Origin of the sequence: Paraburkholderia sp. JPY465 (assembly GCF_050436725.1) — a bacterium.
In the GTDB taxonomy this organism is placed as follows: Bacteria; Pseudomonadota; Gammaproteobacteria; order Burkholderiales; family Burkholderiaceae; genus Paraburkholderia; species Paraburkholderia youngii.
This window is the reverse complement of sequence record NZ_JBNDMT010000003.1, coordinates 2558196-2580989: the sequence shown is the minus strand read 5'-3', so window position 1 is coordinate 2580989 and position 22794 is coordinate 2558196. Positions and strand designations below refer to the sequence as shown.

At 63.9% G+C, this 22794-nt stretch carries 18 protein-coding genes; 9 read left to right on the top strand and 9 right to left on the bottom strand.

Translation table 11 applies throughout. The annotated features are described in order from the left end of the window. Nucleotides 1-127 precede the first annotated feature (127 nt). The 3 genes from dcd (at nt 128) to QFZ94_RS26550 (ending at nt 3822) form a co-directional block, all read left to right on the top strand. Nucleotides 128-697 (top strand): dCTP deaminase, encoded by a 570-nt coding sequence (gene dcd, locus QFZ94_RS26560; RefSeq protein ID WP_013088723.1) that lies wholly within the window; start codon nt 128-130, stop codon nt 695-697. Between the two features lie 90 nt (nt 698-787). Further along, nucleotides 788-3073: an arginine/lysine/ornithine decarboxylase gene (locus tag QFZ94_RS26555; protein ID WP_018431685.1), complete on the top strand. Its 2286-nt coding sequence runs from the start codon at nt 788-790 to the stop codon at nt 3071-3073. A 2-nt stretch (nt 3074-3075) separates the two neighbouring features. Further along, nucleotides 3076-3822, top strand: coding sequence for a lysozyme inhibitor LprI family protein (locus tag QFZ94_RS26550; protein WP_429460600.1), 747 nt, complete (start codon nt 3076-3078; stop codon nt 3820-3822). A gap of 31 nt (nt 3823-3853) precedes the next feature. Here the strand turns inward: QFZ94_RS26550 and QFZ94_RS26545 are convergent, their stop codons facing one another. The 4 genes from QFZ94_RS26545 to zwf form a co-directional block, all read right to left on the bottom strand. Continuing rightward, nucleotides 3854-4780 (bottom strand): bestrophin family protein, encoded by a 927-nt coding sequence (locus QFZ94_RS26545; RefSeq protein ID WP_368584521.1) that lies wholly within the window; start codon nt 4778-4780, stop codon nt 3854-3856. A gap of 153 nt (nt 4781-4933) precedes the next feature. Then, nucleotides 4934-6850, bottom strand: a complete 1917-nt coding sequence (locus tag QFZ94_RS26540; protein WP_368584522.1) for a bifunctional transcriptional regulator/glucokinase — start codon at nt 6848-6850, stop codon at nt 4934-4936. After that, nucleotides 6828-7544 carry a 6-phosphogluconolactonase gene (pgl, locus tag QFZ94_RS26535; RefSeq protein WP_429461930.1) on the bottom strand — a complete coding sequence of 239 codons (717 nt, stop codon included), beginning with the start codon at nt 7542-7544 and terminating at the stop codon, nt 6828-6830. The genes QFZ94_RS26540 and pgl overlap by 23 nt, the downstream gene beginning before the upstream one ends. A gap of 194 nt (nt 7545-7738) precedes the next feature. Next, nucleotides 7739-9202, bottom strand: a complete 1464-nt coding sequence (gene zwf, locus QFZ94_RS26530) for a glucose-6-phosphate dehydrogenase (RefSeq protein ID WP_368584524.1) — start codon at nt 9200-9202, stop codon at nt 7739-7741. A 599-nt stretch (nt 9203-9801) separates the two neighbouring features. On the opposite strand from zwf, the gene QFZ94_RS26525 reads away from it, so the two are divergent. The 4 genes from QFZ94_RS26525 (at nt 9802) to QFZ94_RS26510 (ending at nt 14261) form a co-directional block, all read left to right on the top strand. After that, nucleotides 9802-11049, top strand: coding sequence for an ABC transporter substrate-binding protein (locus QFZ94_RS26525; protein ID WP_410849691.1), 1248 nt, complete (start codon nt 9802-9804; stop codon nt 11047-11049). Nucleotides 11050-11266: 217 nt separating this feature from the next. Beyond that, the gene (locus tag QFZ94_RS26520) at nt 11267-12205 is read left to right on the top strand and encodes a carbohydrate ABC transporter permease (protein WP_176121165.1); all 939 of its coding nucleotides are present in this window, start codon (nt 11267-11269) and stop codon (nt 12203-12205) included. Then, on the top strand, nt 12195-13052 hold the full coding sequence (locus QFZ94_RS26515) for a carbohydrate ABC transporter permease (protein ID WP_368584525.1): 858 nt from the start codon (nt 12195-12197) through the stop codon (nt 13050-13052). Before QFZ94_RS26520 ends, QFZ94_RS26515 begins: the two co-directional genes overlap by 11 nt. A 93-nt stretch (nt 13053-13145) precedes the next feature. Next, the gene (locus QFZ94_RS26510) at nt 13146-14261 is read left to right on the top strand and encodes an ABC transporter ATP-binding protein (protein ID WP_368584526.1); all 1116 of its coding nucleotides are present in this window, start codon (nt 13146-13148) and stop codon (nt 14259-14261) included. A gap of 82 nt (nt 14262-14343) precedes the next feature. On the opposite strand, the gene QFZ94_RS26505 is transcribed toward QFZ94_RS26510, so the two are convergent. The 4 genes from QFZ94_RS26505 to trxB all read right to left on the bottom strand — a co-directional run bounded on the left by QFZ94_RS26505 (nt 14344) and on the right by trxB (nt 18129). After that, nucleotides 14344-15264 (bottom strand): LysR family transcriptional regulator, encoded by a 921-nt coding sequence (locus QFZ94_RS26505; RefSeq protein WP_429460596.1) that lies wholly within the window; start codon nt 15262-15264, stop codon nt 14344-14346. 129 nt (nt 15265-15393) lie between these two features. Then, nucleotides 15394-16053, bottom strand: a complete 660-nt coding sequence (locus QFZ94_RS26500) for a glutathione S-transferase family protein (protein WP_429460594.1) — start codon at nt 16051-16053, stop codon at nt 15394-15396. 114 nt (nt 16054-16167) lie between these two features. Beyond that, nucleotides 16168-16935: a Smr/MutS family protein gene (locus QFZ94_RS26495; RefSeq protein ID WP_429460592.1), complete on the bottom strand. Its 768-nt coding sequence runs from the start codon at nt 16933-16935 to the stop codon at nt 16168-16170. A 192-nt stretch (nt 16936-17127) separates the two neighbouring features. Further along, entirely contained in the window at nt 17128-18129 is a 1002-nt protein-coding gene (gene trxB, locus QFZ94_RS26490) for a thioredoxin-disulfide reductase (RefSeq protein ID WP_368584530.1), read from the bottom strand. Between the two features lie 390 nt (nt 18130-18519). Between trxB and QFZ94_RS26485 the strand changes: the two genes are divergently transcribed. After that, nucleotides 18520-20829 (top strand): DNA translocase FtsK, encoded by a 2310-nt coding sequence (locus QFZ94_RS26485; protein WP_429460589.1) that lies wholly within the window; start codon nt 18520-18522, stop codon nt 20827-20829. A 170-nt stretch (nt 20830-20999) separates the two neighbouring features. Beyond that, nucleotides 21000-21743 (top strand): outer membrane lipoprotein chaperone LolA, encoded by a 744-nt coding sequence (gene lolA / locus QFZ94_RS26480; RefSeq protein WP_429460587.1) that lies wholly within the window; start codon nt 21000-21002, stop codon nt 21741-21743. Between the two features lie 779 nt (nt 21744-22522). On the opposite strand, the gene QFZ94_RS26475 is transcribed toward lolA, so the two are convergent. Next, the gene (locus QFZ94_RS26475) at nt 22523-22738 is read right to left on the bottom strand and encodes a hypothetical protein (protein WP_429460585.1); all 216 of its coding nucleotides are present in this window, start codon (nt 22736-22738) and stop codon (nt 22523-22525) included. Between the last annotated feature and the right edge of the window lie 56 nt (nt 22739-22794).

Below are 22794 nucleotides of genomic sequence, written 5' to 3'. Positions count from 1 at the left end.
ATCGGCGGCAGCGATTCCGTGATCGCGTAAAATAAGCGGCCTTCGCCGGCTGAGCGCCGCAGCGCCGCCGGCAGTTTTCATCTATCTTTTCGTCACACCTGACATTCACGTCGAGCAGCGTTCACCTATGACCATCAAATCTGACAAGTGGATCCGGCGCATGGCCGAGTCGCACAAGATGATCGAGCCGTTTGCGCCCGATCAGGTTCGCGTCTCACAAGACGGCCGGAAGATTGTCAGCTACGGCACCTCGAGCTACGGCTACGACATCCGCTGCGCCGACGAATTCAAGATCTTCACCAACATCAACTCGACGATCGTCGATCCGAAGAACTTCGACGAGAAGTCGTTCGTCGATTTCAAGGGCGACGTCTGCATCATCCCGCCGAATTCGTTCGCGCTCGCGCGCACGGTCGAGTACTTCCGCATTCCGCGTAGCGTGCTGACCGTCTGCCTCGGCAAATCGACGTATGCGCGCTGCGGGATCATCGTCAACGTGACGCCGTTCGAGCCGGAATGGGAAGGGCACGTCACGCTCGAATTCTCGAATACGACACCTTTGCCTGCGAAAATCTACGCGAACGAAGGCGTCGCCCAGGTGCTTTTCTTCGAAAGCGATGAGATTTGTGAAACGTCGTACGCGGATCGCGGCGGCAAGTATCAAGGTCAGCACGGCGTCACGTTGCCGAAGACCTGACGTCGGCAGCGTCCCGACCCACCAGTTATTCGGGTGACCGCTGCGCTTTCTACATAACGCAGCGGTCGTTTTCTTTTTGGAGAATCGCCCATGAAGTTCCGTTTCCCCGTCGTCATCATCGACGAAGATTTCCGCTCCGAGAACATCTCGGGTTCCGGCATCCGGGCTTTGGCCGAAGCCATCGAGAAAGAAGGCGCGGAAGTGCTCGGGTTGACGAGCTACGGCGATCTGACCTCGTTCGCGCAGCAGTCGAGCCGCGCGTCGTGCTTCATCCTGTCGATCGACGACGACGAACTGCTGCCGTACGTCGACAACGTGGTCGTCGAAGGCGAGACACCCGAGCTAGCGGCCGCGATCGTCGCGCTGCGCGCGTTCGTGACCGAAGTGCGCCGCCGCAACGCCGACATCCCGATCTTCCTGTACGGCGAGACGCGCACCTCGCGCCATCTGCCGAACGACATCCTGCGCGAACTGCACGGCTTCATCCACATGTTCGAGGACACGCCGGAGTTCGTCGCACGCCATATCATCCGCGAGGCGAAGGTGTACCTGGATTCGCTCGCGCCGCCGTTCTTCAAGGAACTGGTGCAGTACGCGGAAGAGGGTTCGTACTCGTGGCACTGCCCGGGCCACTCGGGCGGCGTCGCGTTCCTGAAGAGCCCGCTCGGCCAGATGTTCCACCAGTTCTTCGGCGAGAACATGCTGCGCGCCGACGTCTGCAACGCGGTCGACGAACTCGGCCAGCTGCTCGACCACACCGGTCCGGTCGCGGCCTCGGAGCGCAACGCCGCGCGCATCTTCAGCGCCGACCATGTGTTCTTCGTGACCAACGGCACGTCGACGTCGAACAAGATCGTCTGGCACGGCACGGTTGCGCCGGGCGACATCGTGCTGGTCGACCGCAACTGCCACAAGTCGATCCTGCACGCGATCACGATGACCGGCGCGATTCCGGTGTTCCTGACGCCGACGCGCAACAACTTCGGCATCATCGGCCCGATCCCGCGCAGCGAGTTCGAACCGGAGAACATCCGCAAGAAGATCGAGGCGAATCCGTTCGCGCGCGAAGCGCTCGCGAAGAACCCGAACCTGAAGCCGCGCATCCTGACGATCACGCAAAGCACGTACGACGGCGTGGTCTACAACGTCGAGATGATCAAGGAGATGTTGGGCGAATGGCTCGACACGCTGCACTTCGACGAAGCGTGGCTGCCGCACGCGGAATTCCACGAGTTCTATCAGGACATGCACGCGATCGGCGCGGGCCGTCCGCGCATCGGCGCGATGATCTACGCGACGCACTCCACGCACAAGCTGCTCGCCGGCATCTCGCAGGCGTCGCAGATCGTCGTGCAGGATTCAAAGAACAGCCGCTTCGACAAGCATCGCTTCAACGAGGCCTATCTGATGCATACGTCGACAAGCCCGCAGTACGCGATCATCGCTTCGTGCGACGTCGCCGCGGCGATGATGGAAGCGCCGGGCGGCACCGCGCTCGTGGAGGAATCGATCGCCGAAGCGCTCGACTTCCGCCGCGCGATGACCAAGGTCGACACCGAATACGGCGACGACTGGTTCTTCAAGGTGTGGGGCCCGGACCAGTTCGCCGAGGAAGGCATCGGCTCGCGCGAAGACTGGATGCTGCGTCCGGACGACGCGTGGCACGGCTTCGGCCCGCTCGCCGAAGGCTTCAACATGCTCGACCCGATCAAGGCGACGATCGTCACGCCGGGTCTCAACATGGACGGCGGCTTCGACGACACCGGCATTCCCGCGGCGATCGTCACGAAGTACCTGGCCGAGCACGGCATCATCGTCGAGAAGACGGGCCTGTACTCGTTCTTCATCATGTTCACGATCGGCATCACGAAGGGCCGCTGGAACTCGATGGTGACCGAGTTGCAGCAGTTCAAGGACGACTACGACACCAACCAGCCGCTGTGGCGCGTGCTGCCCGAGTTCGTCGCGCATCATCCGATGTACGAGCGTGTCGGCCTGCGCGATCTGTGCCAGCAGATCCACGGCGTATATCGCGCGAACGACATCGCGCGTCTGACGACCGAGATGTACCTGTCGAGCATGGAGCCGGCGATGAAGCCGTCCGACGCATTCGCGAAGCTCGCGCACCGCGAGATCGACCGGGTACCGATCGACGAACTCGAAGGCCGCGTCACATCGATCCTGTTGACGCCGTATCCGCCGGGCATTCCGCTGCTGATTCCGGGCGAGCGCTTCAACAAGACCATCGTCAACTACCTGCGTTTCGCGCGCGAGTTCAACGAGCGCTTCCCGGGCTTCCATACGGATATCCACGGGCTCGTCGGCGAAATGGTCAACGGGCGCATCGAATATTTCGTCGATTGCGTGCGCATCTGACGATGGCGTGGGTGAAGTTGCTGACGGGCCTGCCCGCCATCGGGCGCTGGCGGCGCGGGGCCGGCGTGCTGGCGTTCGCGCTCGCGGCCGGCACGCTGGTGCTCGGCGCCATCGCGAGTCCGGCGGCGCATGCCGAAGTGGCCGCCGCCGATCCGATCGATGCGGCGATGCGCACCTGTCTCGCGCGCGCCGACATGTCGACGACGATCGGGCAGGTGCAGTGCATGGACAATGCGCGCATCGGCTGGATGGCCGCGGTCGATAGCGCGTACCAGCAGTTGCTCGCGAAGGTGCCGCCCGCGCGGCGCAGGCTGTGGGAAAAGAGCCAGTCGAGCTGGCTCGCGTCGCGCGATGCCGAGAAGCAGTTGCTCGCCGCGGTCTTCGCGACGACCCAGGGCTCGATGTACGTGCTTTCCGAAGCCGACATGCAGCTGCAGCCGGTACGCGACCGCGCGCTCGTGCTGCGCAGCGCGCTCGCCGATGCGAGCGGTCCGGCGCCGCGCCGGCCGCGCGCGTGCAACGCCGATGCGCGCTGCGAACACGCGATGTTTGATCTGAACCGCTACTACCGTGTGCTCGAATCGAAGATGCCGGCGAAGTCGCGGCCCACGCTGGTGCACGCGCAACGCGCGTGGAATGCGTATCTGACGGCATCGACGCCGCTCGTGGACGAACGCGGACGAATCGACATCATCGGCGCGCGCGTCGCGACGATCAAACGGCTCTCCGAAACGGCCGGCAACCACTGACGGCCGCCGAGCGGCGCGACCCGCCGCAGCTTCAATCCCATTGAACACCGTCTGCGCGCGGCTGCGGCGGCGCGAGCGCCGGCTCGCCGCGCAGATCGCGCATCGCATCCTCGATGATCGCGGACATCGTGTTGAGCGCGAGGTCGTTGTCGTCGGTGCCGAACGGCTCTTCGAGCTGCGACGCGATCGCTTCGTGCGCCATGAACGTGTACGCGACGAACACCGCGAACACCGGCGTGAAAATGCCGATGCTGTTGACGAGCCCGAACGGCAGCGACGCGCAGAAGAAGTACACGGTGCGGTGGATCATCACCGAATACGCGAACGGCAACGGCGTCGAAGCGATGCGCTCGCAGCCGCCGATCACGTCCGATAGTCCGTTCAGATTGCGGTCGAACGCGAGCACCGTGATCGGATCGAGTGCGCCCGCGCGCGCCGCGCGCTGCACCCATTCGCCGAGGCACAGCATCAGCGTGGCCGGCTTGTAGCGCGATCCCATTACACGTTCGAACAGTGCGCCCGGCAGCCGCGCGGCAAGGTCGTCGCGGGCTTCGGTCTTGCGCAACTGGTGACGCAGCGCATGCGGAAGCGCGCTCAGTATCGCCAGAAACGCGGCGGCTTCCTCTTTGGGCAATTCGCGCGACGGCAGCGTCAGCGCCTGGCGCGTCAGCGAGCGCGACTCATTGAGCAATTGTCCCCACAGCTTGCGCGCTTCCCACCAGCGGTCGTAGCTCGCGTTGTTGCGAAAGCCGAGAAACACCGCGAGCGCAATGCCGACCAGCGAGAACGGCGCGATCGAGTTCAGGTTCAGGCTGACGGGCAGCAGATGATCGTGCGCGGCGAGCGCAATGATCGAGATGACAAAGATCAGGAAAAGCCGCGGCAGCAACTGCGGCAGCACCGAGCCGCGCCACGCGAGCAGCATGCGGAACCAGTGGAGATGCGGGCGAATGATCATGGACGCGCGGTTCGTCTGAAGCGATAGAGCGCTTATTATCGATCGCTTTTCGCGTCCCCCGAACAGAAAAACCCGCGGCGTGCGCATCACAGACGATGCACACGCCGCGGGTTCGTTCACCGCAAGCGCAGCGGGACAGCAGCTAACCGCGCGTCAGTCGCGCGCCGACGAAGCCGCGCCGTGGCTCAGCCAGTCGAGTACGGCCGTTGCGTCGTCGTCGGCGCCTTCGCGCGCTTTCTCGACCGTCTCGGCCACCTCATCGCTCGGCACCGCGCGGCGAATCGCCACGCCGACCGCCAGAATGTCGATCATCACGAGGTGCAGGATGCGCGAGATCATCGACAGTTGCGACTCGCGAATCTCGATGTGATCGGTTTCCAGCGCGACGGTCGCGCGCTTCGCGAGCGGCGTGTTGCTCGAGGTGATCGCGATCACCTGCGCGCCGGCCTGCATCGCGACGTCGAGCACGCGCAGCAGCTCGGGCGCGCGCCCCGACTTCGACACCGCGACGATCACGTCGCCCTTGCCGAGCAGCGCGGCCGAGGCCGCCTGCATGTACAGGTCACCATACGCGATGGTCGGAATGCCGAAGCGGAAGAATTTGTAGTGCGCGTCCTGCGCGACGATGTTCGAATTGCCGAGCCCGTAGAACTCGATGCGCCGCGCGCCGTTCAGCAGGTCGATCGCGCGCTCCACGTGCTCGAAGTTCAGATGCTCGCGCAACTGCAGGATCGCCGACACCGTGTTGTCGAGCACCTTCGCGCCGAAATCGGTCGCGGTGTCGCCGAGATGCACCTGGCTGTGGCTGACCGGAATCGTGCCGGTCAAGCCGGTCGCGAGCTTCAGCTTGAAATCCGACAACCCCTGGCAGCCGAGCGAGCGGCAGAAGCGGATCACGGTCGGCTGACTGACGTCGGCCTTGCGCGCGATGTCGACGATCGGATCGTTGATGATCGAACGCGGATGGTTCAGCGCGAGATCGGCGACGCGGCGCTCGGCCGGCGTCAGCGCGTCGCGCATCTGGCGAATCCGCTCGAACACCGCCGACGAGCTGCCGCCCGCGCGGTTCGACAGCTGCTCCGCGAGAATCGCCGATACGCCGAGAAACGCTGGGTATTCGGCGGTGATCACATAGGTCGGCACGTTCTGCAGATACGCCTCGAAGCGGCCCTTCGCCTCGAAGCGCTTGCGGAACGACGAACGCGCGAACAACTCGCCGAGGCGCGGCACCACACCGCCGCCGATATAGATGCCGCCGAGCGCGCCGAGCGTCACCGCGATATTCCCGGCGAAGGTGCCGAGAATGCCGCAGAACACGTCGACCGATTCGGCCGCGAGCGGCTCGCCTTCGTGCGCGCGCTTGACCACCTCGGCCGGATTGACGCTGGCCGGCACGCGTTTCTTGTCGCGGCCCGCGAGCGCGCGATAGATCACCTCGAGGCCCGGACCCGCGGCCACCCGTTCGAACGACACGTGCGACCACTTCTTGCGCGCGTAGTGCAGCACGATCTCTTCGCGTTCGTCGGCGGGCGCGAAGGTGGCGTGGCCGCCTTCGCTGCCGAGCGCGATCCAGCGGTCGTCGGCGGGGATCAGGCCCGACACGCCCATGCCGGTGCCGGGGCCGAGCAGGCCGATCACGCTGTTGGGCCGGCGCTGGCCGCCGCCCACCTGCACGCGCTGCGTGTCGGTGAGACCGGGCAGCGCCATCGCGAGCGCGGTGAAGTCGTTGACGACGAGCAGCGTGTCGAAGCCGAGCGTGCGGCGCGTCGCTTCGATCGAAAAGGTCCAGTCGTGATTGGTCATGCTGACCTGGTCGCCGTCGACCGGGTTCGCAATTGCGATCGCCGCGTGATTGACGCGGCCGATCTTCGTGTCCTTCAGATACTTCTTGATGACGTCGGCGACGCTCGGATACTCGGCGCAAGGATAGACCTGCACCGAACCGATTTCGCCAGGGCCCGTCTCGAGCGCGAAACGCGCATTGGTACCGCCGATGTCGGCCAGCAGCCTCGGTCCATCGGCGTGCTGGGCCGCCCCCGGCACAGCTTTAGTTTGCACACCAGTAGACATCGAGTCTCACTCCCTTGTCGTTTGCCAGTTGCGAGATGGCATTTTTTTGTAGCGCAGCGGATGCGGCGTTGAGCACGTCCATCTTGCGCGGTCCTGCGATCAGCAGAAACAGATGCTTCACGTCCTTCAGCGCGGACAGCGACCAGCTCACCCGCGCGTGCGGCGCGGCGCCCGGATGCACGGCGACGAAACGCTCGGTCGTGGTGATCGCGTGATCCCATTCGGGCGCGTCGGCGAAGATCGACGCGGTGTGGCCGTCTTCGCCCATGCCCAGCACCGCGACGTCGGGCGCCGTGGCAAAGCGCGCGTCCGCGTTCAGCGCGGCGACGTGCGAGTGCAGATCCTGGCTGGTGTCGACGAGCGGCCAGAAGGTCGCTTGTTGCGCGGCGTTCTGCAGCAACATGGCGCGCGCGAGCTGCGCGTTGCTCGCGCTATCGGTCTCCGGCACCCAGCGGTCGTCGACCAGCGTGATCGCGATGCGGGGCCAGTCGAACGTCTGCGTCGACAACGTTTGCAGAAACGGACGCGGGCTGCTGCCGCCGGACACGGCCAGCATGGCCGGGCGCGCGAGCGGGGTTGACGTGCCGGTGCCGGCTGCCTGTGCGGCAAGCGACGCATGTAACGCATCGCCCACCGCTTTCGCCAGCGCGTCGGATTGGGCGCGCTGGTCGTCGAAAGCGTGAAGCTCGATCACTTCTCCTCCGTGCTGCATTCTTGTTGGATCTGCGGAATCAGCCTGACTGCTCTCGCGCGATGCCTGCATGGCGGGGTGGCCCGCAGACGCCTGACGCGATACCGGCGCGACTCCGTTCAGTTCGTCGGTGGTGTTGCCGTCGCCGCGCGCCGAGATGTTCATCGCGCGCGGCGCCGTCCGTCAATTCATCAAACTCAATTCTCTTCTTCGAGCCAGCAGGTGCCGTGCTGGGCGAGCATCGCGCTCGCCGCGGCCGGTCCCCACGTGCCCGCCGCGTACGGCTTGGGCGGCTTGGTGGAGGCCTTCCATTCGTTCAGGATCGGCTCGACCCAACGCCACGCGGCTTCCTGTTCGTCGCGCCGCACGAACAGCGCGAGGCGCCCGTGAATCACGTCGAGCAGCAGCCGTTGATACGCCTCCATCTGGCCTTCGCGGAAGAACCGGTCGAACGCGAGATCGAGGTATACGCTCGCGAGGTTCATACCCTCGCCGGGCTGCTTCGCGAGACAGTACAGACGGATCGTCTCGTTCGGCTGCAGCCGGATCACGAGGCGGTTCGCACCCGCGCGCAGCGCCGACGCGCCAAGCGCCGAATGCGGCACCGCACGGAAATTCACGACGATCTCGGCGACGCGATCGGCGAGCCGCTTGCCGGTGCGCAGAAAAAACGGCACGCCGGCCCAGCGCCAGTTCTCGATCTCGACCTTCAGCGCGACGAAGGTCTCGGTCGAGCTATCCGGCTTCACGCCTTGCTCGGTCGCGTAGGCCGGCACCGTGTTGCCGCGGATCACGCCCGAATGATACTGGCCGCGCACCGCGACCTTGCCGATTTCCTGCGAATCGACCGGTTTTAGCGCGCGCAGCACGCGCAGCTTTTCGTCGCGAACCGAGTCGGAGTCCATCGAGTGGGGCGGCTCCATCGCGACGATCGACAGCAGTTGCAGCAGGTGGTTCTGCACCATGTCGCGCAGCGCGCCAGTATTGTCGTAGAAATCGCCGCGCGCTTCGACACCGAGTTCCTCGGCGATCGTGATCTGGATGCTCTCCACCCACTCGCGGCGCCACAGCGGTTCGAACAGCGCATTGCCGAAACGCAGCGCGAGCAGGTTCTGCACCGGCTCCTTGCCGAGGTAATGGTCGATCCGGTAGATCTGCTCTTCCGCGAAGATTTCGCCGACCGCGTCATTGATCGCATTCGACGACTTCAGATCGTAGCCGAGCGGCTTCTCGAGCACGATGCGCGCGTTGTTATTCAGACCCACCGCGGCGAGCGCATGGCAGATCGGCACGAACAGCGACGGACCGGTCGCCAGATAGAACACTCGGATGCCGGGCATATCCTGGATCGCGTCGCGCAGTTGCGCGAAGTCATCCGGATTGCCGAGATCGATCTTCACGAACTCGATGCGCGCGAGGAAGCTCGTCCACGCGGCTTCGTCGAGGCCGTTTTTCGACACGTGCGGCTTGACGTGCCCCTCGACCCACTGCAGGTACTCGCCGCGATCCGCGATGTGCCGCGCGACCGCGACGATCTTGCCGTTGTCGGCGAGCATGCCGCCCGCGCGGTGCGCCTCGAACAGCGCGGGCAGGATCTTGCGCATCGACAGATCGCCGGTGCCGCCGAAGAGAACGAAGGTGAAGCTTGAGTCGGTATGCATGAGTCTCCGTCGATGTCCTGAAAGGCCGCCGCGCTGATCGGACACTGCACGTGCAGCGACCCGGAAAAGCGACCGTAGTCCAATAAAATATTTTTTGACACTGAATTGTAGTTTAACTACAATCCAAATCAAGAGGTAGCGTTAATTCGAAGAAAAAGAGCGTGCGCTGTGCAGACGAAATGCACGCTTTTTGCGAATCGGCGGGCGTCCCCGGCATGCGAACGGACAATGGGGCAACGCTTTCCGGTACGCGCCAGCAGGGTGCCGGCGGACCTTACGGAAAGTCGGGGAGTCGACGGGCCTGCGGATCGTTTCCGTGGCCGACGTCAGGCTGGCGTCGGATTGGTGTATGAGGTACCTCGAGTCTGCCGCGCGATGCGGGCAGGCAAAAATCAAAAGAGGAGACAGTCAGTTGCATCCCGAACCACTCACCTCTTGAGCGTCCAGCGGCCGGACATCGGTCCGCCGGCACATGCCCTCGCGCATGCGCCCGACCGTGCTCGATCGCCCGGTGTTTTGCCTGTTAGAACCAACCACAGCACCCTGGCGACATCAGGGGCCATTCGTTTTTTTGTTCAGGTGTCTGGAGGAGATAAGCAATGAAATTTCGCGCGATCATGGGCGCTCTGTGCGCTGCGGGTCTGATGTGTGGCGTGTCGGCCGTGCAGGCCGCCGAGTCGATCGAAGTGCTGCACTGGTGGACTTCGGGCGGCGAATCCAAGGCCGTCGGCGTCCTCAAGGACGACATGACGAAGCAGGGCTACACGTGGAAGGACTTCGCGGTCGCAGGCGGCGCTGGCGCGGCTGCGATGACGGCACTGAAGACGCAGGTGATCTCGGGCAACGCGCCGAGCGCCGCGCAGATCAAGGGTCCGCTGATCCAGGACTGGGCTTCGCAGGGCGTGCTGGTGCCGATCGACTCGGTCGCGGGCGACTGGAAGAAGAACCTGCCGCCGCAAATCGACAAGATCATGCAAGCGGACGGCCACTATGTCGGCGCGCCGTTCTCGGTGCATCGCGTGAACTGGCTGTACATCAACAAGGCAGCGCTGGACAAGGCAGGCGGCAAGGTGCCGACCACGTGGCCTGAGTTCTTCGCGGTGGCCGACAAGATGAAGGCCGCGGGCATCCAGCCGATCGCGATGGGCGGCCAGCCGTGGCAAGACCTGACGCTGTGGGAAGACGTCGTGCTGTCGGAAGGCGCGGACTTCTACAAGAAGGCGCTCGTCGACCTCGACGAGAAGACGCTGACCTCGGAGAAGATGGTTCAGGTGTTCGACACGGTCCGCAAGATCCAGGGCTACTTCGACGCGGGCCGCACGGGCCGTGACTGGAACCTCGCCACGGCGATGGTCATCAACGGCAAGGCCGGCATGCAGTTCATGGGCGACTGGGCGAAGGGCGAGTTTACCAACGCCGGCAAGAAGTCGGGCACGGACTACATCTGCGCGGTGGTGCCGCAAACGGACAAGGCGTACACGTTCAACGTCGACTCGTTCGTGTTCTTCCAGCAGAAGGGCCAGAAGGCGGCGACGCCGGGCCAGCTCTCGCTCGCCAAGACGATCATGTCGCCGGAGTTCCAGGAGCAGTTCAGCCTGTACAAGGGTTCGATCCCGGTGCGTCTCGGCGTGCCGATGGACAAGTTCGACGACTGCGCGAAGAAGTCGTACGCGGATGAGCAAATCGCGATCAAGGCCGGCGGTTATGTGCCGTCGCTCGCTCACGGTATGGCTCAGCCGGATGCCGCTGCAGGCGCGATCTCCGACGTCGTGACGAAGTTCATGAACTCGCAGCAAGATTCGAAGACCGCGGTTCAGGCTCTCGCGAAGGCAGCGAAGACCAAGTAAGCGTAGGTACGAAGCGTTGCGCCCGGCCGCTTGCATCTGAAGCGCCGGGCGCGCCCTTCGGGCCGTGTCGGGTCGGACCTCGAGCTGCTTCGGTTCGCAGCGCAGTCCGGCAGGACGCGGCTTACCCGGGTTTCATGGAGTCACACCCAGGCCGTCGCGGTCCCGCGCCATGTGCGCACGGGCAGCCCGGCGGTACAGTTTCAGCAGGAGTCGAGTAGTGACTGCTTCCATCAGCGGGAACGGGAAAACGGCCACCGTCGCCCGCCGCACGTCGCCCATGGCGGCCCTTGCCGATCGCTATATTCCGAAGCTGGTGCTCGCACCCAGCGTCGTGATCAGCCTGATCTTCGTATATGGCTTTATCGCAATCACCGGCTATCTGTCGCTGTCTACTTCGCGACTGATGCCTCGTTGGGAATTCGCGGGTCTCGACCGCTATCGCGAGCTGTTCCAGAACGACGTGTTCTGGACTTCGGCCGAGAACCTCGGCTGGTTCGGCATTCCGTTCATCGGTATCTGCATCGGTCTGGGTCTGTTGCTCGCGATCCTGCTCGATCAGCAGATCCGCAACGAAGGCGCGCTGCGCGCCGTGTTCCTGTATCCGATGGCGCTGTCGTTCATCGTGACCGGCACCGCGTGGCAATGGATTCTGTCGCCGGGCATTGGCATCGAGAAGGTGTTTCACGACTGGGGCTGGACGAGCTTCGAGTTCAACTGGCTCGGCGACCCGGACCGGGCGATCTTCTGTATCGTGATCGCCGCGGTCTGGCAGTCCACCGGCTTCGTGATGGCGCTGTTCCTCGCCGGTTTGCGCGGCGTCGACAGTGAAATCTTCAAGGCCGCGCAGATGGACGGCGCGGGCCTGCCGACCATCTACCGCAAGATCGTGATTCCGAGCATGCGGCCGGTGTTCTTCTCCGTGCTGCTGATTCTTTGCCACATCACCATCAAGACGTTCGACCTGGTCGTCGCGCTGACCGCCGGCGGTCCGGGCACGTCGTCGTCGCTGCCGGCCATCTTCATGTACACGTTTTCGTTCAATCGCGGGCAGCTCGGCGTCGGCGCGGCCTCGTCGATCATGATGCTCGCCACCGTGGTGGCCGTGCTCGTGCCGCTGATGTATCTGGAATCGAGGAGCACCCGCAATGCAACCTAAGATGACGATGAGCCGTGCCGTCATTTACGCGGCCCTGCTTCTGTTCGCGCTGTACTTCCTGTTTCCGTTGTACGTGATGCTGTCGACATCGTTCAAGGACATCGATCAGCTGCGCACCGGCAACCTGCTGACGCCGCCGACGAGCTGGACCTTCGCGCCGTGGGTCAAGGCGTGGAGCGGCGCGTGTACGGGGGTGCGTTGCGAAGGCATGCAGCCGTTCTTCATGAACTCGGTGCGCATGGTGATTCCGGCCGTGCTGATCTCGTCGATCATCGGCGCGTTCAACGGCTACGTGCTCACGCACTGGCGTTTTCGCGGCGCCGATCCGATTTTCACGATGCTGCTGGTCGGCTGCTTCATCCCGTTCCAGGCGATCCTGCTGCCGATGGCGCGCCTCGAAGGCATCCTCGGCCTGTCGAACACGGTGAGCGGTCTGGTGCTCGTGCACGTGATCTACGGTATCGCGTTCACGACGATGTTCTTCCGCAACTTCTACGTGAGCGTGCCGGCTGAACTCGTGAAGGCCGCGCGTATCGACGGTGCGGGCTTCTTCACGATCTTCACGAAGATTCTGCTGCCGGTGTCGCTGCCGATCTTCATGGTGTGCCTGATCTGGCAATTCACGCAGATCTGGAACGACTTCCTGTTCGGTATCGTGTTCTCCGGCGTCGATTCGATGCCGATCACCGTGGCGCTGAACAATCTCGTGAACACCTCGACCGGCGTGAAGGAATACAACGTGGACATGGCCGGCGCGATCATCGCGGCGCTGCCCACGCTGCTCGTCTACATCATCGCCGGACGTTACTTCGTGCGCGGCCTGACCGCGGGCGCGGTGAAGGGTTAAATCATCGTAGAGCGACGGCGTTTCACCGAATGCGTGCCGCCGTCACCTGACAAGACGTTTTCAAGCAGTACCAGAGACTAGAGGATTCACAGCATGGCAAGCCTTTCCATCCGTGACGTGTACAAGACCTACCCGAACGGGGTGCCGGTTCTGAAGGGTGTCAATATCGACATCGAAGACGGCCAGTTCCTGATTCTGGTCGGCGGCTCGGGCTGCGGTAAGTCGACGCTGCTCAACATGATTGCCGGTCTCGAAACCGTGACCAAGGGCGAGATCCAGATCGACGGCAAGACCGTCAACAACCTGTCGCCGAAAGATCGCGACATCGCGATGGTGTTCCAGTCGTACGCGCTGTATCCGTCGATGACGGTGCGCGACAACATCTCGTTCGGGCTGAACATCCGCAAGGTGCCGAAGCAGGAGCAGACGCAGATCGTCGAGCGCGTGTCGAACACGCTGCAGATCAAGCATCTGCTCGACCGCAAGCCGGGTCAGCTGTCGGGCGGCCAGCGTCAGCGCGTCGCGATGGGCCGCGCACTGGCGCGCGATCCGGTGATGTTCCTGTTCGACGAGCCGCTGTCGAACCTCGACGCGAAGCTGCGTATCGAGATGCGCTCGGAAATCAAGCTGCTGCATCAGCGCCTCGGCACGACGATCGTCTACGTGACGCACGACCAGATCGAAGCGATGACGCTCGGCGACCGCATCGCGGTGATGAAGGACGGCATCGTCCAGCAGTTCGGCGCGCCGCAGGAAATCTACGACTCGCCGTCGAACCTGTTCGTCGCGGGCTTCATCGGCGCGCCTCCGATGAACTTCATCGAAGGCAAGCTGGTCGAGCAGGGCTCGGGTGTCGGCATCGAACTCGATACGGGCATCGCGCGCAAGGTGCTGGTGCTGCCGTTCGATTCGGCGAAGGTGCGCTCGCACATCGGCAACAACGTGATTCTCGGTCTGCGTCCGGAGCGCATCACCGATGCGCGCAGCGCGCACGGCGACGACTCGAAGCTGCAGCCGGTCGAAGTGAAGGTCGACGTGATCGAGCCGACCGGTCCGGACACGCTGGTGTTCGCACAGGTCAACGGCAAGCGCATCGTGAGCCGCGTGCACCCGGCGTCGAACCCGCAACCGGAGAAGAATGCGACGCTGCTGTTCGATACGTCGAAGGCGGTGTTGTTCGATCCGTCGAATGAAGAGCGGATTGCGTAAGCGGTCGCATACGCGCTAGAGACGTCGCATCAGAAAAGCCCCATGCGTTCAGTTGCGCATGGGGCTTTTGCTTTTGGAGCCGTCATGCCGACTCGGGCAAACGCAAATCCGGATTGCTGCGCGCGAGCTCGCCGACCCAATCGATGAACGCGCGCAGCCGCGAACTCAGATTGCGGCGATGCGCATACAGGATCGACAGCGGCGTGCCGGGGCTCGTGTAGTTGCCGAGAATCTCCGTGAGCGCGCCTTGCTCGATCAGCTCGGCGACCATGAAGCGCGACGGCTGGATGATGCCGTGGCCCAGCACGCCCGCGGTGATGTAGACCGAGCCGTCGTTGACGGCGAGCGTGCTATCCATCGCGACGCGCTCGATTTCGCCGTCCACTTCGAATTCGAACGGGAAGGTGCGGCCGCTGCGCGCGGACACGTAGTTGACCGCGCGATGCTCGCCGAGGTCGGCCAGCGTGGTCGGCGTGCCGAACTTCTGCAGATACGCGGGAGACGCGCATGTGACGATGCGCGCAAGCCCGATGCGCTTCGCGACGAGGCTCGACTCTTCGAGCGTGCCCATGCGGATCACGCAATCGACGCCGTCCTGAATCAGATCGATGTTGCGATCCGCGAGACCGAGACGTACGTCGATCGCGGGATATTGTTCGTAGAAGTCGTCGAGCGCGGGCAGCAGCAGCGAGCGCGCGAGCGTGCCGGACGTGTCGACGCGGATCGTGCCGGCCGGATTCTCACGCTTGTTCGATAGCGACGACTCGGCATCGGCGACGTCGGCGAGAATGCGCACGCAACGCTCGTAGAACGACGCGCCGTCTTCGGTCACGCTGACCTGGCGCGTCGAGCGGTTCAGGAGCCGCACGCCGACGTGTTCCTCGAGCGCCTGGATCGTGCGGCTGACCTTCGCGCGCGGCAGATCGAGCGATTCCGAAACCTTGGTGAAGCTGTTCGCTTCGACCACGCGCGCGAAGATCTCCATCGCTTCGAAACGGTCCATAGGGTGCCTTGTGGTGGTGAGCCAAGAGAAGAGCGGGGCAGGTTTGCGACACGACAGGAAGTCTACAGCCACGAAATCAGGTTGTCTGCCGCGCCTCTTTCGCGCGAATCAGCCACCGCCGCTCGCGGCTCAATCCCGGTCCGGCGCGCCGAGCGGAAATAGCGGCCGATACGGCCGCGCCTCGTCGACCGCGCGGGCGAACGACGGCCGCGCGAGCAGCCGCTGCCGGTACGCGCGCACGTGCGCGAACGCGGGGTCGATCGGATGCGTCCAGTCGGCGTAGAACAGGAACGGGGCGGCGCCGCAGTCGGCGAGGCTGAAGCTGTCGCCAGCGGCCCATTCGCGCTCGGCCATGTGGCGATTGAGCCAGGCGTAAGCGGTGTCGAGCATCGCGCGCGCATCGGCGACGCCACGCGCGTCGCGCTCGGCTTCGGGGCGCAGGCTATCGAACACGACCTTTTGCTGCGGCGTCGAAATGTAGTTGTCGAAGAAGCGGTCCAGCATGCGCACCTCGAGCGCGGCGCGCGGGTCGGCCGGCAACAACGCGACAGGCCCCGGATAATGCAGGCCCAGATATTCGATGATGATGGTCGCCTCGACCACCGTGCGCCCGCCGTCGACGAGCACCGGGAAGCGCTTGATCGGCCACAGCGCGGCGAATTCGGCCATGATCTGCGGGTCGTCGTATGCGAGCACGCGCATCTCGAACGGCGTGTGGTTTTCGTACAACGCGGTCAGGGCCTTCTGGCAGTACGACGAGAACGGATGGGCATAAAGCTTCAGGGGCATCGCGATCACCTTTGAAGGTTGCACAGCACGAATCCACGGTGGCGGCGAGAGCCACCGCGCGACGGCCAGGCTGGCCGTTTACCCCACGACGAACGACGGCCGAAAAAATCGACCTCAGACCTTCACGTTTGCCCCATGCGGCGGCAACGACCCCGGCTGCAGCAGCACGACCACCGCGCCGGCGCCGCCGTCATGCGGGCGCGCCTGACAGAACGCGATCACTTCGGCTTTCTGCACGAGCCACGCGCGCACCTTGCCTTTCAGCACCGGCTCCTTGCCGATCGACCCCAAACCCTTGCCGTGAATCACGCGCAGGCAGCGCAGGCCGCGCTTGACCGATTCGCGAATGAATTCCGCGAGCGCCTCGCGTGCTTCTTCGCGCCGCATGCCATGCAGGTCGATCTGCGCCTGCACGATCCAGTCGCCACGCCGCAGCTTGCGCACGACGTCGCGGCTCACGCCGGGGCGGCAATACGACAGCGTTTCGTCGGTTTCCAGCAGCACTTCGGGGTCGAATTCGTCGGAGATCGCTTCGTGCAGCACCGCTTCCTCATCGAGCAGCGTCTGCACCGGCAGGGGCGGCGGGGGATTGCGCGTGAGCGTCGCACGTGGCGGAATCGCGAGCGGCGCGACTTTGCCGATCTCGCGGCGGAACAGATCGGCGTCGGCGGCCGCTTCGCGCTGCGCCGCTCGCGCCGCAGCCTGTTCACGCTCGCGTCGCTCGGCGTCACCCTTCAACGCGTTACGCAACGCGCCGAGCCCGGCGAGCCCGGACGCGCGATCGAGCTTCGGCGCGACGGCGGGTGCAGCCGTCGCGGGCGCGGGGCGCGCGGGGGGCTGCGGACGTTTCGGTTCGTTCGGATGGGGCTGATTCTTCGGCATGTCGGCAATACAGGCGGAAAGGTCGGTGGGTGGTGCGAAGCCGAGGCGGCAAAAACGACAAAGGCCGCCGGCATTGCAGCCGCGGCCTTCGTGAGCCAATGACGGCTGCGCTGCGCGCTACCGTCATTTTACTGTCGCGACCGTGGTCGCGAGTTCGCGCCGCCCGATGGCGGCGCGCCGTGGATCAGCGGATCACCGGTCCGCTTCCGCGCTCATCGCGTGCTCGCCGGCCATCTCGTTGATGGTCTCGAGATAGCGCTGCGCATCCAGTGCGGCCATACAGCCGGTGCCCGCGCTCGTGATCGCCTGGCGATAGATATGGTCCTGCACGTCGCCGGCGGCGAACACACCCGGCACGCTGGTCGCGGTCGCGAAACCGTTCAGGCCGCCCTTGGTGATGATGTAGCCGTTCTTCATCTCGAGCTGGCCTTCGAAGATGTCCGTGTTCGGCTTGTGACCGATCGCGACGAACAGGCCCTGCAGCGCGATGTCGGTGGTCTCGCCAGTCTGCGTGTGCTTGATGCGCAGGCCGGTCACGCCGGAATTGTCACCGGTCACTTCTTCGAGCACATGGTTCCACTTGATCTCGACGACGCCTTCCTTCTCCTTCGCGAGCAGACGGTCGATCAGGATCGGCTCGGCGCGGAATTTGTCGCGGCGATGGATCACGGTGACCTTCTTCGCGATGCCGGCGAGGTACAGCGCCTCTTCGACGGCCGTATTGCCGCCGCCGATCACGGCGACGTGCTGCTGCTTGTAGAAGAAGCCGTCGCAGGTCGCGCAGGCCGACACGCCCTTGCCCATGAACGCCTCTTCCGACGGCAGGCCGAGATATTGCGCCGATGCACCCGTCGAGATGATCAGCGAGTCGCAGGTGTATTCGCCCGAATCGCCGATCAGGCGAATCGGCTTCTCATCGAGCTTCGCCGTGTGGATGTGGTCGAAGATGATTTCTGTGTTGAAGCGCTCGGCGTGCTCGAGGAAGCGCGCCATCAGTTCCGGGCCTTGCACGCCGTTGGCGTCGGCGGGCCAGTTTTCGACGTCGGTCGTGGTCATCAGCTGGCCGCCTTGCGCGAGGCCGGTGACGAGTACCGGCGCGAGGTTGGCGCGCGCCGCGTAAACCGCCGCCGTATAGCCGGCGGGGCCGGAACCGAGAATCAGAACCTTGGCGTGTTTCGTTGCAGTTGCGGGCATGATCGAATCCTTGTACGGCGCGCGGCTCGCCATTGCGTAGCCGTGCGTTTTTGAACTGAAACTGTAGATGGATATCAGACCGGCATTATAAAGGGCGGGGCGTAGGGCTGCGCCATCAAGCTTTCTCATCGCCGCGATAGCGTGGCGGCGTGGGCGCGCGGGGTGAGCACGCGGCGCGATACGACGAATTTAGCGCGCGTCGCGCATCCATTGTGGTCAAACCGCCAAGTTACCGTCATTTACAGCCTCGCGCGGGACACAGCGTTTACAATAGCCCGGATCGAAGTTTCCGGTAGCCGGGATCGGGCCCGAAGCCGCGCGCGGCGAGGCTCGGGCCGCGTTCCCGGCGGCAGTTTCAGCCTGAACCGGCTACCCCAGGCAACAGGATCAATGGCAAAAGCTCCCTATACCGCGAGCGCGCAGGCATTGCCTCACCGCATGTCGCGCCTCCTCACCGAAATCCGCTGGATTCTGCAGGTGGCCCTCGGCGTGTTCCTGCTGATGTCCCTCGTCAGCTACAGCAGGCACGACCCGAGCTGGACCCATGCAGCGCAGGTCGACCATATCTCGAACTGGGCGGGCCGCGTCGGCGCATGGACTTCAGACATCCTGCTGCTGCTGTTCGGCCTGTCCGCCTACTGGTGGATCGTGCTGCTCGGCCGCCACATCTCCGCGAACTACAAGCGCATCACCCGCAACGAAGAGCCGCAGGACGACGACGCGCCGCGCGGCGTCAGCTGGCTCGCGGACGCGTTCGCGTTCATGCTCGTGCTGCTGTCGTGCAACGGCCTGGAGGCGCTGCGCATGTGGTCGCTGAGAGTGCAGTTGCCGCGTGCGCCTGGCGGCGTGATCGGCGAGGCTGTCGCGCGCGGCATCTCGCATGCGCTCGGCTTCACCGGCGGCACGCTCGCGCTTCTGCTCGGTCTCGGCATCGGGCTGTCGCTGTACTTCCGTTTTTCGTGGCTGTCGGTCGCGGAGAAGGTCGGCGAATCGATCATTTCTGCGGTGACCTTCGCGAAGCTGCGCCGCGAGGCCGGGCTCGATCGCAAGCTCGGTGAAGCGGCCGCCGTGAAGCGCGAAGGCAAGGTCGAGAAGGGCCGCGTGCGCATCGAGGAGCACGAGCCCGTGGTGATCGTGCCGCCGCTCGCCGCGCCGGCGAAGTCGGAGCGTGTCGAGAAGGAACGCCAGGTGCCGCTCTTCACCGATCTGCCAGGCGACTCCACGCTGCCGCCCATCTCGTTGCTCGACCCCGCGCCCGCCGCGCAGGAAACCATTTCCGCGGACACGCTCGAATTCACTTCGCGCCTGATCGAGAAGAAGCTGAAGGACTTCGGCGTCGAAGTGAGCGTGGTCGCCGCGTATCCGGGCCCGGTCGTCACGCGCTATGAAATCGAGCCGGCCACCGGTGTGAAGGGCAGTCAGATCGTCAACCTCGCGAAGGACCTCGCGCGTTCGCTGTCGCTCGTGTCGATCCGCGTCGTCGAAACGATTCCGGGCAAGAACTACATGGCGTTGGAGCTGCCGAACCAGCGCCGTCAGACCGTGAGCCTGTCCGAAATTCTCGGCTCGACCGTGTATGCGGATGCCGCGTCGCCGCTCACGATGGGCCTCGGCAAGGACATCGGCGGCAAGCCGGTGTGCGCTGACCTCGCGAAGATGCCGCATTTGCTCGTCGCCGGCACGACCGGTTCGGGCAAGTCGGTCGGTATCAACGCGATGATCCTGTCGCTGTTGTACAAGGCGAGCGCCGAGCAGGTGCGCATGATCCTGATCGATCCGAAGATGCTCGAAATGAGCGTCTACGAAGGCATTCCGCATTTGCTGTGTCCGGTCGTCACCGACATGCGTCAGGCGGGCCATGCGCTGAACTGGGCGGTCGCCGAAATGGAGCGCCGCTACAAGCTGATGAGCAAGGTCGGCGTGCGCAACCTCGCCGGCTACAACAACAAGATCGACGAAGCGGCCAAGCGCGAAGAGAAGCTGCCGAATCCGTTCAGTCTGACGCCTGACGATCCCGAACCGCTCATGCGTTTGCCGAACATCGTGATCGTCATCGACGAACTGGCCGACCTGATGATGGTCGTCGGCAAGAAGGTCGAAGAGCTGATCGCGCGAATCGCGCAGAAGGCACGCGCGGCCGGCATCCATCTGATCCTCGCGACGCAGCGTCCGTCGGTCGACGTGATCACCGGCCTGATCAAGGCCAACGTGCCGACCCGCATGGCGTTCCAGGTGTCGTCGAAAATCGACTCGCGCACGATCCTCGATCAGCAGGGCGCCGAGTCGCTGCTCGGCATGGGCGACATGCTGTATCTGCCGCCGGGCACTGGTTTGCCGGTGCGGGTGCACGGCGCGTTCGTGTCGGATGACGAAGTGCATCGCGTCGTCGACAAGCTCAAGGAGCAGGGCGAGCCGAACTATATCGAGGGCATTCTCGAGGGCGGCGTGAGCGGCGAGGGCGACGAAGGCTCGGCGGGAACCGCGTCCACCGAAGGCGAGTCGGACCCGTTATACGATCAGGCGGTCGACGTCGTGCTGAAGAATCGTCGGGCGTCGATTTCGCTGGTGCAGCGGCACCTGCGCATCGGCTACAACCGGGCGGCGCGTCTGCTCGAACAGATGGAGAATTCGGGCGTGGTGTCGGCGATGTCGTCGAACGGCAATCGCGAGATTCTGGCGCCGGCGCGCGAAGCGGAATAGCCGCAACAAGCCATTGCAGCTATTGCGAGCGCCGCTGGGTCTAGCGCCATGTGCGCCATGTGCGCCATGTGCGCCATCGCGGCTCGACGCCGGCCCAGGTCACTTTGTGTTCAGCGAGTGCGGCGAACCGGCGCAGCCCATCACCGAATTCATTCAACGGAGAAATACCTATGCAAGCAATCGCGCAGCAGGATGCCCGACAGCGTCGAGCGGGCCGCCTCGGCGAGCGCGTGTGCCGCGGCATGCGCAAGATCGCGCGCGCCGCCGGCAGTGTCGCGATCGGTGCGTCGCTGCTCGTCGCGTCGCACGCGTTCGCGAGCGGCACCGAGCAACTGAAGGCCTTCGTCTCGCAGGTCCATTCCGCGCGCGGCACCTTCGTGCAGCAGGAAGTGCGCGCGCCGAGCAAGGCGCAGGGTGCGAGCGCCGCGCTGTCTACCGCGAATCCGGGCAAGCCGACCACGTCGAGCGGCACGTTCATGTTCGCGCGGCCCGGCAAGTTCATCTGGCAATACGAGAAGCCCTACTCGCAATTGCTGCAGGCGGATGGCGACAAGCTGTTCGTCTATGACAAGGATCTGAACCAGGTGACGGTGCGCGCGCTCGGCAACGCGCTCGGCGCGAGCCCGGCGGCGATCCTGTTCGGCAGCAACGATCTGGACAAGAATTTCACGCTGCGCGACGCGGGCGTGAAGGCCGGCATCGACTGGCTTGAACTGACGCCGAAGGCGAAGGACACGCAGTTCGAACGGGTCGGCATCGGTTTCAAGGACGGTAATCTCGAAGCGATGGAATTGCACGACGTGTTCGGTAACGTCACCCTGCTGACTTTCTCGAACATCCAGAAAAATCCGCAACTGCCGTCCGATGCATTCAAGTTCACGGTGCCGAAGGGCGCGGACGTGATCAACGGATGAATCGCGCGGTGCGCGCCGGCGAAGCCGCGCTTGTCGAGCGCGGCTTTTTTGTTTCGCCTGGCACGAGGCGCGCGGATTGCTTAAGATGCGCGCTCTGTGCCGCGATGAAAATCAAATCGTCGTACCGGCAGACGTAATGATTTAGTGCGAGACTGTAAAGACCGGCATCGCTGATGGGCTGAGTTAGCGCGTCCGATCATTTCCAGAATTGGGCTCGCAGTCTCTAACAATTTTTTGCTGCAACGCAACAAAATAACGCCTAAACTGGTCGAAGCTGGTTGTCGCTTCGAATGTCTGGAAAGGTGAGGCATGTCATGAGATTGTCTACGTCACACGATTTACGCTTGTCCCCGTCCCTCCATGTATTCGAACAGGAGGGCGGGTGGCATTGGGGTATCACGGTTCCACGGTCGGCGGGAAGTGGTTTCAAGGTCATTGCATATAGCGAAAAAACTTTTATCGATGAGGCCGAAGCCCATCGGGAAGGCAATCGCGCGCTTGAACGTTTTGCCGATGCGCCGTCGGTTTCCCTTGAACGGCAATAGCTCTGAGATTTTTCATGCACATAGCGTGCACATTATTTGGGTTTGTCGGGCAAAAACCGCAATGATTACCTGTCGGTAATATTTCAATATGCAACGAATTGCATATCCTTTTTGACTTCCGAAAAATCGTAGAGATACTCGTTTTTGAGATATCGCTCTTCCTTTGACTTTCGCGGAATACGAAACCACCCACGCGCTCAGTGTCGAATTGGATGGCGTGAACTATGCCGGAACCTATCGCATCATGACGGGCACCGTCGTCGTCCATTTCTCGAACGAGAGCAAATTCGCGTCGTACGCGCCGAACCGCCCCGAGACTGTCGCCCGTTGGCTGCTCACGGACCTGTGTCGAAAGGTCGAATCGCGTCGGCGCAAAGCCGCGAAGAAATAGCCGGCGGCGCGAACGGCGGCAGGCGGTTTTACCGCCATAAAAAAGACCTGCAACTGCATCGCAGGTCTTTTTATTTTCTGGCGGCCGCGTCTAATGCAACGCGCTCAGACTGGCG

Excerpts from the sequence above, each read along its gene's own strand:
- QFZ94_RS26525 (WP_410849691.1), top strand. The coding sequence starts at position 9,802 with ATGAAATTTCGCGCGATCATGGGCGCTCTGTGCGCTGCGGGTCTGATG.
- QFZ94_RS26485 (WP_429460589.1), top strand. The coding sequence starts at position 18,520 with ATGGCAAAAGCTCCCTATACCGCGAGCGCGCAGGCATTGCCTCACCGC.
- QFZ94_RS26505 (WP_429460596.1), bottom strand. The coding sequence starts at position 15,264 with ATGGACCGTTTCGAAGCGATGGAGATCTTCGCGCGCGTGGTCGAAGCG.
- QFZ94_RS26555 (WP_018431685.1), top strand. The coding sequence starts at position 788 with ATGAAGTTCCGTTTCCCCGTCGTCATCATCGACGAAGATTTCCGCTCC.
- QFZ94_RS26510 (WP_368584526.1), top strand. The coding sequence starts at position 13,146 with ATGGCAAGCCTTTCCATCCGTGACGTGTACAAGACCTACCCGAACGGG.
- QFZ94_RS26475 (WP_429460585.1), bottom strand. The coding sequence starts at position 22,738 with ATGCAGTTGCAGGTCTTTTTTATGGCGGTAAAACCGCCTGCCGCCGTT.
- QFZ94_RS26495 (WP_429460592.1), bottom strand. The coding sequence starts at position 16,935 with ATGCCGAAGAATCAGCCCCATCCGAACGAACCGAAACGTCCGCAGCCC.
- QFZ94_RS26550 (WP_429460600.1), top strand. The coding sequence starts at position 3,076 with ATGGCGTGGGTGAAGTTGCTGACGGGCCTGCCCGCCATCGGGCGCTGG.
- lolA (WP_429460587.1), top strand. The coding sequence starts at position 21,000 with ATGCAAGCAATCGCGCAGCAGGATGCCCGACAGCGTCGAGCGGGCCGC.
- dcd (WP_013088723.1), top strand. The coding sequence starts at position 128 with ATGACCATCAAATCTGACAAGTGGATCCGGCGCATGGCCGAGTCGCAC.
- QFZ94_RS26500 (WP_429460594.1), bottom strand. The coding sequence starts at position 16,053 with ATGCCCCTGAAGCTTTATGCCCATCCGTTCTCGTCGTACTGCCAGAAG.
- QFZ94_RS26540 (WP_368584522.1), bottom strand. The coding sequence starts at position 6,850 with ATGTCTACTGGTGTGCAAACTAAAGCTGTGCCGGGGGCGGCCCAGCAC.
- QFZ94_RS26545 (WP_368584521.1), bottom strand. The coding sequence starts at position 4,780 with ATGATCATTCGCCCGCATCTCCACTGGTTCCGCATGCTGCTCGCGTGG.
- trxB (WP_368584530.1), bottom strand. The coding sequence starts at position 18,129 with ATGCCCGCAACTGCAACGAAACACGCCAAGGTTCTGATTCTCGGTTCC.
- QFZ94_RS26515 (WP_368584525.1), top strand. The coding sequence starts at position 12,195 with ATGCAACCTAAGATGACGATGAGCCGTGCCGTCATTTACGCGGCCCTG.
- zwf (WP_368584524.1), bottom strand. The coding sequence starts at position 9,202 with ATGCATACCGACTCAAGCTTCACCTTCGTTCTCTTCGGCGGCACCGGC.